Origin of the sequence: Halalkalibacter hemicellulosilyticusJCM 9152, assembly GCF_000513115.1 — a bacterium.
Lineage (GTDB): Bacteria > Bacillota > Bacilli > Bacillales > Bacillaceae_D > Halalkalibacter > Halalkalibacter hemicellulosilyticus.
In genome coordinates, this window is record NZ_BAUU01000002.1 from 64899 (window position 1) to 82494 (window position 17596).

Annotated in this window: 14 protein-coding genes, 1 pseudogene and 1 riboswitch; of the genes and pseudogenes, 13 read left to right on the plus strand and 2 right to left on the minus strand. The window is 36.9% G+C overall.

Annotation, left to right across the window (positions count from 1 at the left end; all coding sequences use genetic code 11):
• Positions 1-49: 49 nt before the first annotated feature.
• Both JCM9152_RS01455 and JCM9152_RS01460 read left to right on the plus strand, forming a co-directional pair.
• Positions 50-286: a hypothetical protein gene (locus JCM9152_RS01455; protein WP_035340101.1), complete on the plus strand. Its 237-nt coding sequence runs from the start codon at positions 50-52 to the stop codon at positions 284-286.
• A 51-nt stretch (positions 287-337) separates the two neighbouring features.
• Complete coding sequence (locus JCM9152_RS01460; RefSeq protein ID WP_035340103.1) at positions 338-796, plus strand: DUF2663 family protein; 459 nt, start codon at positions 338-340, stop codon at positions 794-796.
• Positions 797-800: 4 nt separating this feature from the next.
• Here JCM9152_RS01460 and JCM9152_RS01465 read toward each other — a convergent pair whose 3' ends face one another.
• Complete coding sequence (locus tag JCM9152_RS01465) at positions 801-1028, minus strand: hypothetical protein (RefSeq protein WP_035340105.1); 228 nt, start codon at positions 1026-1028, stop codon at positions 801-803.
• Between the two features lie 517 nt (positions 1029-1545).
• On the opposite strand from JCM9152_RS01465, the gene JCM9152_RS01470 reads away from it, so the two are divergent.
• The 4 genes from JCM9152_RS01470 (at position 1546) to JCM9152_RS01485 (ending at position 6073) form a co-directional block, all read left to right on the plus strand.
• Positions 1546-2760 (plus strand): M20 metallopeptidase family protein, encoded by a 1215-nt coding sequence (locus JCM9152_RS01470; RefSeq protein ID WP_035340107.1) that lies wholly within the window; start codon positions 1546-1548, stop codon positions 2758-2760.
• 260 nt (positions 2761-3020) lie between these two features.
• The gene (locus JCM9152_RS01475; protein ID WP_035340109.1) at positions 3021-3617 is read left to right on the plus strand and encodes a genetic competence negative regulator; all 597 of its coding nucleotides are present in this window, start codon (positions 3021-3023) and stop codon (positions 3615-3617) included.
• Between the two features lie 167 nt (positions 3618-3784).
• The gene (locus JCM9152_RS01480; protein WP_035340111.1) at positions 3785-5044 is read left to right on the plus strand and encodes a Glu/Leu/Phe/Val family dehydrogenase; all 1260 of its coding nucleotides are present in this window, start codon (positions 3785-3787) and stop codon (positions 5042-5044) included.
• Positions 5045-5116: 72 nt separating this feature from the next.
• On the plus strand, positions 5117-6073 hold the full coding sequence (locus JCM9152_RS01485; protein WP_035340113.1) for a YpdA family putative bacillithiol disulfide reductase: 957 nt from the start codon (positions 5117-5119) through the stop codon (positions 6071-6073).
• Between the two features lie 75 nt (positions 6074-6148).
• Here the strand turns inward: JCM9152_RS01485 and JCM9152_RS01490 are convergent, their stop codons facing one another.
• A complete protein-coding gene (locus JCM9152_RS01490; protein ID WP_035340115.1) occupies positions 6149-7117 on the minus strand; it encodes an asparaginase in 969 nt (322 codons plus the stop codon).
• Between the two features lie 164 nt (positions 7118-7281).
• Here JCM9152_RS01490 and prsW point away from each other — a divergent pair, with 164 nt between their 5' ends.
• From prsW to ypeB, 7 genes and pseudogenes are all read left to right on the plus strand, one after another.
• Positions 7282-7929 (plus strand): glutamic-type intramembrane protease PrsW, encoded by a 648-nt coding sequence (gene prsW, locus JCM9152_RS01495; protein ID WP_035340117.1) that lies wholly within the window; start codon positions 7282-7284, stop codon positions 7927-7929.
• 15 nt (positions 7930-7944) lie between these two features.
• Entirely contained in the window at positions 7945-8109 is a 165-nt protein-coding gene (locus JCM9152_RS22820; protein ID WP_162831716.1) for a hypothetical protein, read from the plus strand.
• A 69-nt stretch (positions 8110-8178) separates the two neighbouring features.
• Positions 8179-8283: riboswitch (SAM riboswitch) on the plus strand.
• 144 nt (positions 8284-8427) lie between these two features.
• Entirely contained in the window at positions 8428-9540 is a 1113-nt protein-coding gene (locus tag JCM9152_RS01500) for a methionine biosynthesis PLP-dependent protein (RefSeq protein ID WP_035340119.1), read from the plus strand.
• A gap of 26 nt (positions 9541-9566) precedes the next feature.
• On the plus strand, positions 9567-11402 hold the full coding sequence (locus JCM9152_RS01505) for a bifunctional homocysteine S-methyltransferase/methylenetetrahydrofolate reductase (RefSeq protein WP_035340121.1): 1836 nt from the start codon (positions 9567-9569) through the stop codon (positions 11400-11402).
• Between the two features lie 18 nt (positions 11403-11420).
• Complete coding sequence (gene metH / locus JCM9152_RS01510) at positions 11421-14870, plus strand: methionine synthase (RefSeq protein ID WP_035340123.1); 3450 nt, start codon at positions 11421-11423, stop codon at positions 14868-14870.
• 275 nt (positions 14871-15145) lie between these two features.
• Positions 15146-16188 (plus strand): annotated as a pseudogene (locus JCM9152_RS01515) (cell wall hydrolase).
• An 18-nt stretch (positions 16189-16206) separates the two neighbouring features.
• Positions 16207-17559 (plus strand): germination protein YpeB, encoded by a 1353-nt coding sequence (gene ypeB, locus JCM9152_RS01520; protein ID WP_035340125.1) that lies wholly within the window; start codon positions 16207-16209, stop codon positions 17557-17559.
• Positions 17560-17596: the final 37 nt, after the last annotated feature.

Genomic DNA, 17596 nt, shown 5'->3' on the forward strand with positions numbered 1-17596 from the left:
CATGGAACAACATAACAATATAAACAAGTAAAGCTAGGAGGGAAAAGATATGAATAAGAACTTAGATGATCAAGCAGAAAAATTGAGAGAGCAAGTAGGAGAATATCAAGAGAAGCAAAACGAAATGTCGTCTTTACCTCCACGTAGTTCAATTCATAAGCGTCAGCAACGAGAAAAGAAAAATAAAAAACCTAAGTGGAGGGTACGCTTTGTGTTGATTCGTCTTTTTCTAATTTTGTTTCTTTTATTAATTGTAGCAGCTTTAGTTTTACCAAATTGGCTTTAACCCATTCTATCATACGCTCATTGGACATACATTGTAATGAGGTGATCAACATTGGGCGGATTAAAGGAATGGAACATTCAAAATGACTATAGTAGTCCAGTTGTTAAAGTGATGTTGGAGGAATTAATTGAACGAAAAGAAAAACTTAAGAAATTAGAAAAATATAATCGATATAGTGGTTATCTTACTTTAATATTGCTATCGTTACTGTTGTTAGTCTGTTACATTGAATTTACTCAACGGCTTAGCTCTTCCTATCAATCGTTATTAACGAGTGTGCTAAATAATTCGCTTTTTTTATTGGTTTTACTACTGACTGGATTAAGCTTGATATATGTTCAATATTTTCATAAAAAAGTTACAAAGGCTGAAAAGGAGTACGAAGAGCTTCGAGAAGAATTAATGAATCGTAGTTCTGAGCTTTGGGAAGATGATACTCAATGGTTAGCAAGGGATCATGTTTTTCACTATATGAAAGCCGAGCATGACATTAATTTATATTACAAATAATTGATTATGAACTCTTTTCTAAATGATTGACACCAAAAAATAGATAAGACGACCTTGCATATGAGTGGCGGCGAATGATAATAACGTTATCATTAAAGAAAGCAATTCTTCCAAATGCTATCGTTTTTTTACTTCGTATACAATAAACTTCAATCGGAAGTCCAAGCCGGTAGTTATAGGAAATATCATTATTAGTGACCAGTGTGAATTTTTTTACCTTTTTTAATCGCATCAAATGATCCCCCTTTTTATGAAAACGGTTACTTACCTTTATTAGTATAGCGATTTCGTAAAAATAAAACAATATAAATACTAAAAATAAATGAATCATGTAAGGTACTTGTTAAGCCCATGAAATACCTTAAACAATGATAAAAGTACGCTCTGTGATTTTGCTTATATTGTCACAATCGGACTTTTAAGAAAATAAATAGTTGTGATATAATAAATAAAAATAAATGTATGTAATGTTGGTGTAAGGAGTGAGGTAGATGTCAGCAATACAATTAACTGGGATTCTTGGTTTTGGCTTTATGGCATTAGCACTAGCTGTGGTTATGGCTATTTATATGTTAAAGCTATCTGAACACTCTGAATAAGAATGACGAGAAAAGAAGTTGACAACCAAAGGGAAGTCAGCTTCTTTTTTTAAAAAATTTATTATACATTGTTCCTAAAATTTATTAGAGAAAACGTTTTGGGTAAGTATTTCAAGTAACTGAAACGCTTTAAGTAGGAGAGGTGAACGAATGGAGAAGCAATTATTTCATAGATTAGATGAATTATATGGAGATATGGTTGAATTGAGAAGGGAGTTTCACCAATATCCTGAGCTTTCATTTCAGGAAATCAAAACTCCTAAAATGATTGCTGATTATTTAGAACGTATAGGAATAGATGTCAAAAGAAATGTTGGTGGTCGTGGCATAGTTGGATACATAAAGGGTGGGAAACCAGGAAAGACGGTTGCAATTCGAGCAGATTTTGATGCGTTGCCAATACAAGAAGAGACGAATCTCCCTTTTGCTTCTAAGGTACCTGGTGTGATGCATGCTTGTGGACATGATGCACATACTGCTACATTACTCGTTTTAGCGAAAGCATTAGTCGAAATTCGCTCTGAATTACAGGGGACTATTGTTTTGATTCACCAATTTGCTGAAGAATTAGCTCCAGGAGGGGCAATCGAGATGATAAAAGATGGCTGCTTAGAAGATGTAGACGTCATTTTTGGCAATCATATTTGGAGTTCATTCTCCTATGGGTGTATTGGTTATCGTTCAGGTGCTATTATGGCCTCAGCTGACCGTTTCCACTTAACGATACACGGTAGAGGAGGGCATGGTGCAAGCCCGCATGAAACCGTTGATGCTATAGTAGTTGGCGCATCAATCGTCCAACAACTACAACAGATTGTTAGTCGTAATATAGACCCATTAAAGTCAGCAGTATTATCAATTGGATCTTTTCAAGCAGGCGGTGCGTTTAATGTTATTGCTGATCAAGCGAAGCTAGTAGGTACAGTTCGAACGTTTGATAAAGATATTCAAAACAATATGATTAATCGTATGGAGCAAATCATTAAAGGCATATGTGAAGCGATGAATGCAGATTACACATTTAATTATGAAAAGGGCTATCCAGCTGTTGTCAATGATTCTATTATGACTAAGCAGTTTAGTAAAATCATGAAAAATAATTTAAATGAAGTTAAAGTTGAAGAAATAGCTCCAGTTATGGGTGGAGAAGATTTTGCTTATTACTTGCAGCGTGTTCCAGGTGTCTTCTTTTTTACTGGTGCTGGAAATATGGAAGGTACGTCTTACCCTCATCATCACCCGAAGTTTGATATAGATGAACGAGCCATGTTAATTGCAGCGAAAGCGTTAGGGAGTGCGGCGCTATCCTACTTGAGTGGGAATTTCGAAATAGGTATTGAGGAAGAAATGAAGCCATTAGTATAAGTACAAAACGGTTAAGAAGAATATGATCATAACATTTCGGTGAGTCTGATGTTTAATATGGGACTCACCTTTTTGATATGACAATTTTTAATGTTGGTCTGAACATACTTTAGTTAATATAGGAGAGACTAACGTAAAGTATTTAAACTTCATGAACAATGATTCCTGTTTCAATTGCGAACCTTCTTTTCAGTTTTGTCATACCGTATACTATGAAGGCTGTGAATCGAAATTGGCAGAATGTTAGGAGGGTGAGGATATTGCGCCTTGAGCGGTTAACGACGAATAAATTTAAAGCATTTTTATCAAATGATGATATGAATGAACGAGGGTTAACTAAAGATGATCTTTGGCAAGATTTGCCTAAAGTTCATGACCTATTTCGAGAAATGATGTTAGAAGCTGATGATGAATTAGGATTTAAAATAGATGGCCCAATTGCTGTTGAAGTATATGCCATGCCGGCGCAAGGGATGGTAATTGTCGTTTCAAAATGTGAAGTGGATGAATGGTCTAACGAAGACCTTGATGATGGTTATATTGAGATGCAAGTCACTCTTGATGAGACAGAGGATTTTTATTACGTATTTGATGATATTGAAAGTGTCCTTTTACTTGCTGAACGTTTGTACAATCTCGGTATAGTGAATGGTACACTGTATACATTTGAAGGTCATTACTATTTAGCGTTTGAAGAGTTTGACGTTGATATAGACTTAGAAGAAACATTTGTCGCTATTCTTTCTGAATATGGCTCACCTGCAACGGTTTCGATATATCGTGTACAAGAATATGGGAAATGTCTAATGGAACATAATGCGATACAATTGTTATATACGCATTTTTTTAATCATTGATAAGAAGACTGAGCAAAATCAGTCTCTTTTTTTATTTAAATGTCCTTCTTCATAAATAAAATTGTAAAAATTTTAATTTAGTATGGAAATTATCAGGATCATTGATTATATTAGATTGAGGTGAATACTGATTTGTGAATTACACATTTTGAGGTGAAAATAAGGAGATGTCAAAGATAAAGGGAAGTACGGAGCAAAATGACGTACTTTTTACAACTAAAGAAGAATTTACGATTGCGTTTAATAAGTTAGGATATACAGAAAAAGAATACTTACAATTTATGGAGCCAACAAGACTTGTTAAAGTGACGTTACCTTTGAAGTTAGATGATGGTTCCACAAGGTTATACACGGCATATCGCGTACAACACCATTTATATAAAGGCCCTACAATGGGCGGTGTCATTTGTCACCCTACTTATAATGAAAGTGATGTAGAATCTTTAGCAATGATTATGAGTATTAAAACGGGAGTTGCCAACATTCCATTTGGTGGAGCAAAAGGCTTAATTAGTTGCGATCCACGTGAGTTGTCTTATCGTGAAATGGAACGCTTAAGTAGGCTATATATACGTAGAATGTATGAGACTATCGGTACAAGTAAGGATATCCTAACGTCTGAAGGTCAAGCGAATACTCAGATGATGTCTTGGATGTATGATGAATTAAGTTACTTTGATAAGGAGTCAGCTGGTGCGATTACAGGTAAACCATTAGAAATTGGCGGTACATATGGTCGTGAAAAAGCAGCGGCAATTAGTATTATTACAACATTAAATGAAACGTTAAACTATAACAAACGAGAGTTAAATGAAACTCGCGTGATCATTCAAGGGTTTGGAAAAGTCGGAAGCTTTCTTGCTCAATATGTACATCAACAAGGGGCTACTGTTATTGGCGTTTCAGATAGTTACGGAGCACTATATGATGAAGATGGTTTAGATATTGATTATTTATTAGACCGACGGGATAGCTTTGGAACCGTAACGAAATTATTTAAAAACACACTAAAGATAGAAGAACTACAAGGAAAACAATGTGATTTATTATTACTTGCAACTGAGCAGCAGCAAGTAACACCGATACAAATTGAGAACCTAGCTGCTTCGATTGTTATTGAAGTGACAAACCATTCACTATCCTTGACTGATATGCCAAGTATTAATCAAAATGAATTATTTATAGTCCCTCACGTTCTTGCAAGTATTGGAACAGACATCATTTCGTATTTAGAGTGGTTGCAATATAAGCAAGGGTTAAGGTGGTCAGAAGCGGAAGTAGAGCAACAGTTAAAACAGAGAATGACTCAGTCCTATCAAGATATCTATGAATTAGCAATTAGACGTAAAGTTAACTTGCGTTTAGCTTCGTTTATGTATAGTTTGCGTTCAATCGTTGAAGCATCTCGTTTTCGCGGTTGCCATTAGTTTGATATAATAAATTAAAAAAAGGAGAAGCCATTCAAACTGGCAACTCCTTTTTATGTAGGTGGTTTATTCATGAAAAGAGAAGATGTCATTATTATTGGTGCTGGCCCATGTGGACTATCAGCAGCCATCGCTTGTCAAAATAAAGGGCTTAACACGTTAGTCATTGAAAAAGAAAACGTTGTTCACTCTATTTATCGCTATCCCACTCATCAAACGTTTTTTAGTACGAGTGAAAAGCTTGAGATTGGTGGTGTAGCCTTTCTAACAGAGGAACGAAAACCTAGACGAAATCAAGCATTAGTGTACTATCGTGATGTAGTGAAAAGAAAAGAGATCCGCATTAATAAATACGAGCGAGTATTAGAAGTAAAAAAAAGGGGAGGACTATTCAATATAAGAACTTCAAAAGGGTGTTATGAGTCAACATCAGTTATTGTGGCGACTGGTTATTATGATTCTCCTAATATGCTTCATATACCAGGTGAAAACCTCAGTCATGTCCATCATTATTTCAAGGAAGCTCACCCGTACTTTGATATGGATGTTGTCGTTATAGGCGGGAAGAACTCAGCTGTTGATGCATCGCTAGAACTACAAAAGGCTGGTGCACGAGTAACGAACCTATACCGTGGTAACGACTATTCAACAAGTGTAAAGCCATGGATTTTACCCGAATTTGATTCGTTAGTTCGTAATAACTCTATTCAAATGGAATTTAATGCTGAAGTAACTGAGATTACAAAGTCATCTGTCGTATATAAAAAAGAAGGTAAGAAGCAAGAGGTTATAGCTGATGTCGTTTTTGCAATGACGGGTTATCATCCTGATCATTCGTTTATTCAAGCGATGGGAGTAAACGTAGACGTGGAAACGGGACGTCCCTATTATAATCCAGAAACAATGGAGACAAATATAAATGGACTTTATATTGCTGGTGTAATCGCTGCGGGCAACAATGCTAATGAGATTTTTATTGAAAATGGACGTTTTCATGGAGAGGTTATTGCCAATCATATTATTTCATAATCAGTAAATGTAGAAGTCTTAAGAGGGGTACTTCCCCTTCTTAAGACTTTTAAATTATACTTTCATTTATTATGCTTATTGCTCAAATAAAGCTTGTATTTGAGATAAGTCACTTGTTTGTTCGAGTATCACCATTAATTTCAAGCGAGCCTTTTGTCCATTTAAGCCATTTGCGAAAATGACTCCTAATTCTTTTAATGTTCTGCCACCTCCTTCGTAAGCATAAATATCTTGAACAATACCACTAAAGCAACGTGAAACAAGGATAACAGGAATATTGTTAGATAGGAGTGATCGAATAGGTTTAACTAATTCAGGAGGTACATTACCTTGGCCGAATGCTTCGATCACAAAACCATCTATATTCGTCTTATGAATGGCGTCGATGATGCAAGGATCCATTCCGGTATAGGTTTTAATTAAGGCAACGTTCTTGTTTAATTGAGTCGAATTAAACGATTCACGATTCGTTAACGTGTGGTGAAAAATAACTCCGCGCTTTGTCACAATCCCAATCGGCCCATATTGGGGGCTTTGAAATGTAGCGATATTACTTGAATGTGTTTTCGTCACGTTTTTTGCAGTGTGAATTTCATCATTTAAAACAACAAGAACACCTTTTCCTTCAGCCTCCTTACAGACAGCTACTTTAACAGCTGAAATGAGGTTATGAGGACCGTCTGAGCCAAGTTCATTACTTGATCTCATCGCACCTGTCACAATTAGCGGGAGGTCCCAGTCTAATAATAAATCAAGCAAATAGGCTGTTTCTTCAAGAGTATCAGTTCCGTGAGTAATAACTATTCCTTCTAATTGATCTTTTTCAACTCGTTTCTTCATATGTTTTGCTAATTGTCCTATTATTTGAGGAGTCATATGAGGAGAGGGAATATTTAAATAATCATCTACGATAACAGAAGCTATTGTTGATAGAGATTCAATTGTGGAATATAATGGATTTAACTGTTGCTTTAAGATTGTACCATTTGGACCTTCTTGCATCGCAATCGTTCCACCAGTATTAAGAATAAGTATTTTTTTCAATTTATACACCTCTAACAGTTCTGATTAATGATATTACTGAACGTATATATCATAGCAGAATAATGATTAACATGAGGAGATTATGAAGCATTTTTTCTGCAGGTTTTTTCAAAGTCGAATAATCATAGGTTCAAAGGCTTAAGATAAAAGAGAAAGGACATATAATGATTGCACTTATTACAGCAGCTATTGCTCCGGGAATGGCTTTATTATCATATTTTTATTTAAGAAATCATTATAGTGATACAACAGTTGGTTTTATTTTTAGGACATTTTTTGTTGGTGCGCTCTTAGTGTTTCCGGTTATGGTATTACAATATGCTTTCTTAACAGAAGGTTATTTTCAACAAGCTTTTCTTCGTACTTTTATCTTATATGGATTTGTTGAAGAATTTTTTAAATGGTTTCTTCTATATTTTTTTACTTATCAACATACGACATTTACTAAACGATATGACGGAATTGTTTTTGGTGTCGCGTTATCACTCGGCTTTGCCACACTTGAAAATGTTTTTTACTTATTAGCGAATGGCCTTGATTTTGCTCTTGGAAGGGCTATTTTTCCTGTGTCGAGTCATGCTCTGTATGGGGTCATAATGGGTTATTACTTTGGACGAAGTAAGATTGAGCATTCAAAGAAACGTTTGTATCTATTTTTGGCTTTATTATTTCCGTTTTTGTTACATGGAACATATGATTTCATTTTAGTATTATTCGATATATACTTTCTAATTGGGATGATTCCATTTATGCTGTTATTATGGTGGCTAGCATTAACAAAGGTAAAACGAGCTCATCAATTAGATGTTTAAGAAAGGGGAATAATCATGCAGCAAAGAGAGCGATATCGAGTTGTTATACGCTGTTTAAATTGTGGTGAAAAATATATTTTACGTGGTTATTTAAATGATCAAGGTGAGTTTGAAACGGGCTTTAAACGATGTGTATGTGGAAATGATCAGCAATTACACACAGATGCAAGTCCCGAATAAAAAAGAAAACGAAATAGTCTTGCAAAATTAACGAAAGTGTTGTACCTTTAATAAAACAATATATGATGATTCTTATCACGAGAGGCGGAGGGAATGGCCCTATGATGTCTCAGCAACCAGCCACTAGGTCAGGTGCTAATTCCAACAAGTTGAAATTAACTTGAGAGATAAGAAGGAGAGCTGATTAAATGTAAACAAACACCTTCTTCTTATTACTTGAAGAAGGTGTTTTCTGTGTTCTACAAACAAGTAAATATGATGAGACTACTAAAAAAAAAATTAATCTGAGTTGTCTTATTTGACTAGGGGGTTATGTTGATGAATAACAAGCATTTGCGTACAGAACTCGTACAAATTGGAAACCGCTCAAAAGATCCCACAGGAACCATTAATACTCCTGTTTATTTCTCTACAGCGTATCGTCATACAGGTATCGGAGAATCAACAGGATATGATTACTCTCGTACAGGGAATCCAACAAGAGAAGTATTGGAGAACGCTATTGCCAGTTTAGAAAAAGGAGACAGAGGTTTTGCCTGTAGTTCAGGAATGGCAGCTATTCAAATTGTCTTTTCATTATTCGAGGTTGGGGATGAAATTATCGCTTCGAAAGATTTATACGGTGGAACATACCGGTTATTTGAAGAAGGTTGGAATAGGTGGGGATTGAATTTTTCATATGCCGATCCTCGTGATATTCGTAATGTTGAAGCTTGCTTAACTGATAAAACAAAAGCGCTCTTTATTGAAACACCGACAAACCCACTTATGCAAGAAGCATCCATTAGTGAATTGGCTATTTTTGCGAAAAAGCACGATTTATTATTAATTGTCGATAATACGTTTTATACACCACTGCTACAACAACCGTTAGTGGAAGGTGCTGATATCGTTATTCATAGCGCATCAAAATATTTAGGTGGTCATAATGATGTGATTGCTGGATTGATCGTCGCAAAAGGAGAAGCTCTTTGTGAAAGACTCTTTTATTATCAAAATGGTGTAGGTGCGATACTATCATCTTTTGATTCATGGTTACTAATCAGAGGGATGAAGACATTAGGGTTAAGAATGAACAAACATCAAGAAAATGCGAAAAAGATCGTTCATTATTTGGAGCAAGAGAAAGGTGTAAGAGAGGTGCTTTATCCAGGGAAAGGTGGAATGATTTCATTTCGAATTGAACAGGAAGAATGGGTAAATCCATTTTTACAACAATTAAAGCTAATCTCATTTGCTGAAAGTCTTGGAGGAGTCGAAAGTCTTATGACATATCCAGCTACACAAACTCATATGGACATACCTGAAAAAATTCGGATTGCTAATGGTGTCTGTAATCGTTTATTACGTTTCTCGGTTGGGATTGAAGAAGCTGAAGATTTAATTGAAGATTTACAGCAAGCATTTAATCACGTAAAGGGACAGTCCTAGCATAGGATCGAGACAGGAGGAATAAGGTGACTTTTTTAAATCAGCTACAATCAAACGTATTAATTGGCGATGGAGCAATGGGTACTCAATTATACGCATTAGGCGTTGATCAATGCTTTGAGGAGTTAAATCAAACTCATCCTGAAATGATCGTTGATCTCCATGAAAAATATGTAAATGCTGGAGCTGATATGATTCAAACGAATTCATATGCAGCTAATGCAATTAAACTTGAAAAATATGGACTTGCAAAGCAAGTGAAAGATATTAATTATCAAAGTGTGAAGCTCGCTAAGCAGGCTTCACATACTGACACTTATATATTTGGAACAATAGGTGGGATTAGGCGTTTTCAATTAGAAGAAGTAGGGCTTGAAGACATTCGAAATACTTTTAAGGAACAGGCTGAGATACTACTTGAATCAGGTGTAAATGGTCTTCTTCTTGAAACATTTTATGATTTAGAAGAAGCAAAGCTCGCAGTAGAGCTTACTCGGAACTTAACTTCCTTACCGATTGTAATGAATATTTCACTAGGAGAAATAGGCGTATTGAATGGTGGGATTCCTGTAACGGAAGCTTTTAAAGCTTTGTATAATAATGGCGCAGATGTTGTTGGTTTAAACTGCCGTATGGGACCTTATCACATGTTACGTTCATTTGAAACTGTTCCTCTTCCTACTGAAGGGTATCTTGCTGCTTATCCTAATGCAAGCTTACCAGACTTTCGCGATGGACGTGTTTTTTATCAATCTAATGCTGATTATTTCCAATCAATGGGAAAGAAATTTATCGAGCAAGGTGTGAGACTATTAGGAGGTTGTTGCGGTACGACTCCTGAACATATTGCTGCGTTTGCCAAAATAAAAAAAGAAGTAGCACCGATTACGAGCAAAGTTGTCCGTCCTTTACATCAAATGATGGTGAAAGATCAAACTCCAGCAAAAGTAGATAAACCATTGCCTGAGATCGTAAAGGAACGCCATTCTGTAATTGTCGAATTGGACCCTCCAAAGAAATTGAGCACAGAAGCCTTTATGCAAGGTGCTAAAGCATTGCAAGATTCAGGTGTGGATGCCATTACGATGGCTGATAATTCGTTAGCTTCTCCCAGAGTTGATAATTTAGCTCTTGGTTCAATGGTCAAACAGCATCTTTCGGCACGGCCACTCGTTCACATTACTTGTCGTGATCGAAATTTAATCGGATTACAATCTCATTTGATGGGATTACATGCACTTGGAATGAACGATATATTAGCGATTACAGGTGATCCGACGAAGGTTGGAGATTTTCCAGGTGCGACATCTGTCTATGATTTAACTTCATTTCAACTGATACAACTCATTAAACAATTAAACGACGGAATTTCCTTTTCAGGAAAAGAGTTAGGAGAAAAATCTCAATTTTCTGTAGGAGCTGCTTTCAATCCGAATGTGAAGTATTTAGATAAAGCAGTGAAACGTTTAGAGAAAAAAATTGAAAGTGGCGCAGACTACTTTATGACACAACCGATTTACAACGAAACTCAAATCGAAGCACTTTATCATGAAACGAAGCACTTATCACATCCAATTTATGTCGGCATTATGCCTCTTACAAATAGTCGCAATGCAGAATTTCTTCACAACGAAGTACCGGGTATTAAATTAACAGATAACATTCGTAGTGCGATGGCAAATTGCGGGGAAGATCGTGCGGCTTCCACACAAGAAGGTCTTTCTATTGCAAAATCTTTAATTGATACAACACTTGAATATTTTAATGGCATTTATTTAATTACTCCATTTTTACGATATGAAATGACTGTGGAATTGAAAGAATATATCGATCAAAAAGCAAAGTCAACAAGGAGAGTTTAAAACAGAAAGGAAACGAGTATGACAAAATCATTGTTTGAACAACAGCTCGAAAAGAAAATTATGATTCTTGATGGAGCTATGGGAACGATGCTTCAAGATGCGAACCTTACAGCTGAAGACTTTGGTGGAGAAGAATTTGAGGGTTGTAATGAGTATTTAAATGAAACCGCTCCTCATGTAATTGAACGAATACATCGTGAATATTTAGCTGCTGGTGCCGATATTATTGCGACTAATACTTTTGGGTCTACAGACATTGTATTGGACGATTATGATCTTGGTTACAAGGCTGAGGAATTAAGCCTTATAGCTGCTCAAATTGCCAAAAAAGAGGCAGACGAATATTCTACACATGAATGGCCAAGGTTTGTGGCTGGTGCAATGGGGCCAACAACGAAATCTCTATCGGTAACGGGTGGAACAACTTTTGAACAATTGACAGCTTCCTATCATGAGCAGGCAAGAGGATTGATTAAAGGTGGAATTGATATTTTTCTACTTGAAACAAGTCAAGATATGAGAAATGTGAAAGCTGCTTATATCGGAATAAAAAAAGCGAGTGAAGAAATGAATGTTGAATTGCCTTTAATCGTTTCAGGGACGATTGAACCGATGGGGACGACTCTAGCTGGACAAAGCATTGAAGCATTTTATCTGTCATTAGAACATATGAAGCCACTTGTCGTTGGTTTAAATTGTGCTACTGGCCCCGAATTTATGCGTGACCATATTCGCTCATTGTCAGAGCTTTCCACCACCTATGTAAGCTGTTATCCGAATGCTGGTTTACCTGATGAAGATGGACATTATCATGAATCTCCGGATTCTCTAGCCAAAAAGCTTATCGCTTTTGCCGAAAAGGGCTGGTTAAATGTCGTTGGGGGCTGTTGCGGGACAACACCTGAGCACATCCGTGTAATGGTCGAGGCGACAAAGGGTGTAGCGCCTCGCTCATTCAATCGTGAGCATGGACATGCGGTATCAGGGATTGAGCCACTCATATATGATGAGAGTATGAGGCCATTATTTGTTGGTGAAAGAACGAATGTCATCGGCTCTCGTAAATTTAAACAATTGATTGCTGATGGGAAATACGAGGAAGCTTCTGAAATCGCACGCGCTCAAGTAAAGCGAGGCGCCCATGTTATAGATATTTGTTTGGCTGATCCAGATCGAGATGAACTACACGATATGGAGGAGTTTTTGTCATTTGTTATTAATAAAGTTAAAGTCCCTTTGATGATCGATTCGACTGATGAAAAAGTAATTGAAAAGGCATTAACGTATTCTCAAGGTAAAGCGATCGTTAATTCAATTAATTTAGAAGATGGCGAAGAGCGTTTCGAAGCAGTTGTGCCCATTATTAAGAAGTACGGAGCAGCTGTTGTTATCGGAACAATTGATGAGGAAGGGATGGCTGTAACGGCTGAACGTAAGTTAGAAGTCGCTAAACGATCGCATGATTTATTAGTTAATAAATATGGTTTGCAGCCTGAAGATATTATCTTCGACCCGTTAGTATTTCCGGTTGGAACGGGTGATGAACAATATATAGGATCAGCAAATGCAACGGTAGAAGGAATCCGCTTAATCAAAGAAGCGCTTCCTAAATGTTTAACGATACTGGGAGTGAGTAACGTTTCATTTGGTTTGCCTCCTGTTGGACGTGAAGTGCTAAATGCAGTCTTTCTGTATCATTGTACACAAGCTGGATTAGATTACGCGATTGTGAACACCGAAAAGCTTGAACGTTATGCCTCCATTTCAGATAAGGAAAAAGAAATGTCTAGTCAGCTATTATTTCATACAACTGATGAGAACTTAGCAAGCTTTACGGCATTCTATCGTGGAAAAAAAGCTGAAAAGAAAGTGGAGCACTCCAATTTAACATTAGAGGAGCGACTTGCATCCTACATTGTAGAAGGATCAAAAGACGGTTTAATCAAAGATTTAGATCTAGCATTGGAGAAGTATGATGATCCTTTAGATATTATTAATGGTCCACTAATGACAGGGATGGACGAAGTAGGACGGTTATTTAATAATAATGAATTAATTGTAGCTGAAGTTCTACAAAGTGCTGAGGTGATGAAAGCCTCGGTCGCTCATTTAGAACCGATGATGGAGAAGAAAGAAAACGGAAATGGAAAAGGCAAAATTCTTCTTGCGACTGTTAAAGGTGATGTTCATGATATCGGAAAAAACCTTGTTGAAATCATATTAAGTAATAATGGATTCAATATTGTGAATCTAGGTATAAAAGTAACACCTAATGAATTGATAGATGCAATTAACCGAGAAAACCCTGATGCAATAGGTCTATCTGGTCTTTTAGTCAAATCTGCACAACAAATGGTTTTAACTGCCCAAGACTTAAAGCAACAGCAAATTTCATTACCTATTCTCGTTGGTGGTGCTGCACTTACACGGAAATTTACAAACACTCGAATTGCCCCTGAATATGATGGCCTCGTTTTATATGCGAAGGATGCGATGAATGGTCTTGAAATTGCAAATAGATTAGCGAACCCTGATGAAAAACAGAAGCTTGCTGAAGAATTAAAAGATGCTCAGTTGAAGCGAGATCAAGTTACGGTAAAAAATGAGCAAAAGGTACAAAAAGAAGTTATTGTACCAGCAAAATCTGAAGTAAAAGAAGCTCAAGTGTTTAAGCCAACTGACCTTGATCCACATATTCTTCGTGAGTACCAATTATCACATTTAATTCCTTATATCAATATGCAAATGCTGCTTGGTCGTCATTTAGGCTTACAAGGAAAGGTTAGTCGATTATTAGCTGAAGGTGATGAACGTACACTAGCATTAAAGGAAAAGGTAGATCAATTTTTACATGAAGCAAAAAGCAACGAACTAATCAAGGCTCATGGGATGTACCAATTCTTTCCTGCTCAATCAGATGGAAATGATATTATCATTTATGATCCAATAGATCAAAAAACGATTATAGAGCGTTTTACATTTCCACGACAAAATCATAAACCATTCCTATGTTTAGCGGACTATTTGCGACCGGTATCAAGTGACGAGATGGATTATGTTGGTTTCTTGGCAGTTACTGCCGGTCAAGGAATAAGAGAACTGGCTGAGCAAGCTAAACGTGATGGAGATTATTTATACAGTCATTTAATTCAAGCTGCAGCATTAGAAATTGCCGAAGGATTTGCTGAACGAGTGCATCAATTAATGCGAGATCGAATGGGCTTTCCTGATTCACCTGATATGACAATGGATCAACGATTTGCTGCAAAATATCAAGGAGTACGTGTTTCATTCGGTTATCCTGCATGCCCTAATTTAGAAGATCAAGAAAAGCTCTTCTCTTTACTAAAACCAGAGAAGATAGGTATTGATCTAACGGAAGGTTATATGATGGAGCCGGAAGCTTCAGTTACAGCGATGGTATTTGCTCATCCTGAAGGACGTTATTTTAATGTTTTAGCTAATTAAACGATGAGATTTAAAGCCTTTTACACTACATTTCAAGTGTAAAAGGCTTTTTTTAACAATAAGAAAGTATAGAGAGTGTTGGCAAGCTCAAAGGAGAGCGATGCTTCACACGTCGCCTTTAAGAAAGGACGCTGTCGCGTTTTTCTTATGGTTTCTGAAATAAATGGGTAGTTAACTGTTTTTTTGATCTATTTGTATAAAATATGGTTCTTTACAAACAATATCCTTAGAAAGTAGGACGTATTTAAGTGTTTGAAGATAAGGAGGGTATCGTTATGCGTAAAACGATTTTAGTAATTGCGTTACTTTTAGTCAGTGTATTTCATTTACCTCAGACAACATTCGCATTTTCAGAACAAATTGTACAAAGAGGAGCAACTGGAGATGATGTCGTTGAATTGCAAGCAAGATTACAATACATCGGATTTTACGATGGAACGATTGATGGTGTTTTCGGATGGGGAACCTATTGGTCTGTAAGAAATTACCAAGAACAATTCGGTATGACGATTGATGGATTAGTTGGCCCTAAGATGAAGGAACGGTTAGAGAAAACAACACAATACCACGAAGAGTTTGTTCAAAAAGCATTGACAGAGGGAAGGGAGTTTACACATTATGGCACCACACCGTTAGATATCCAAAAAGGCCCAAAAGGAAGTGTAGATCAGAAACAGACTCAAGAAGAAGGAAAACCACAACAACGTACTGGTGAAGCAGAAGCGGACCAACCAGAGGAACCGACACCTTCACCTCAAGAAGCGGAGGAGCCAGCTCCTACTCCACCTGCTCAAGAGCCCCCTGCTCAACAAGCGGAACCAACAGGTGAAGAAGCAGCACCTCCAGAGGAACCAACTCCTGAAGAACAACCAATACCTGAAGAACCGGTTCCATATGAAGAGGTACCAGAGGAACAGGATAATGAAGCAAATATTCAAAAAGCCGATAACGTTCCCCCTGGTTACTCTGATAATGACCTTCAAATTATGGCGCAAGCGTTTATGGAGAGGCACGTGGCGAGCCATATATAGGCCAAGTTGCCGTTGCCGCTGTCATTATTAACCGTGTAAACAGTCCAATTTTTCCTAATACGGTTTCAGGTGTTATTTTTGAGCCGCGGGCATTTACTGCTGTTGCAGATGGGCAAATATACATGGATCCTGATGAAACAGCGCGAAGAGCGGTTTTAGATGCATTAAATGGCCAGGATCCAAGTGGGAACGCCATTTACTATTTCAACCCTGATACAGCTACATCTGGATGGATTTGGAGCAGACCACAAATTAAACGTATCGGGAAGCACATTTTCTGTCATTAATCTTTGGAGGTGAAAAGTATGGCAAAGAATCTTATTATCGGTCTATTAGCTATCGCTTTAGTTTCAACGGGTATTTGGGGATATCAACAACAAACTCAAGGTCAAACTTTACAAATACAAGCTGAGAATAATTACCAACGGGCATTTCATGAATTAGCCTATTATATAGATCAAATTGAAGATCAATTAGGAGCTAGTTTAGCCATGAATACGAGAAGACAGTTAACGCCTGCTTTAGCAGAGATTTGGCGTGTGACAAGCCTGGCACATGAAATGATCGGACAGCTCCCTTTAAATTTTGTTGATATAGGGAAAACAGAAGAATTTCTGTTTAAAATGGGGCGTTTTTCGTATCGGACATCGATAAGAGATCTTGACAAGGACCCTTTAACAGATGAGGAATATGAAACACTTGAAAAATTGTATGATTATTCTAAAGAGATTCGACAAGAACTAAGAAAAGCTCAAGCATTGATGTTACAGCAAGACGGACGTTGGTTAGATGTTGAACAAGCGCTTGAGCAAACAGAGGAAGCGAAAGAAAATGAAGTCGTTACAAACTTTGAAGTGATGAATAAAGCGATAGAAGGTTATAGTGAAACAGATTGGGGAGTTAGTTTAGCCGCCATTGATGATTTAAATGGTGAATTAAAAAGAGCTCTTGAAGAAGGGGAAGAAATTTCAGAAGCGGAAGCAAAAGACAAGGCGCTGTCCTTCTTAAATATGAATGAACAAACTGAAGTGGACATTTCAAAAACTGGTAATGGATTAGAATATCCTGCATACTCAATCGTTATAAATGATCCTAATCATGGTTCAAATTATTATATGGACATGAGTGTTTATGGTGGAGAGCCATTATGGTTTCTTCAAGATCGTCAAGTTTCAGAAACAAACAAAAGTTTAAACGAAGCAGCTGAAGCTGGTTCTAAATTTCTAAAAAAGCAAGATAAACCTTCAATGCAGTTAGTTGATAGTAAGCAATATAATTCTTTAGCTGTACTTGAATACGTACATTTAGAAGATAATGTACGTGTTTATCCAGACCAAATTACCCTAGAGGTAGCATTAGATGATAATGATATATTAGGTTATCACGCCATCAGTTATCTAATTAACCATAAAGAAAGGGATATTCCAGATCCAGAAATTTCAATGGAGGAAGCGTTAGACAACGTTAATCCACGACTTGAAATTATGGAAGATCATATTGCTGTTATTGAGAATGATTTAGGGGAAGAAGTGTTATGCTATGAGTTCTTTGGCGTAATTGATAATGATACGTATCGAATCTTCATTAACGCAGAGGATGGCGAAGAAGAGAAGGTAGAAATGCTAGAACAGGCGGAGCCCGTTTATGATTTCTCATAAAGAAGATAAGTGGAAGGGGGGATAAAGTACCTCCTTC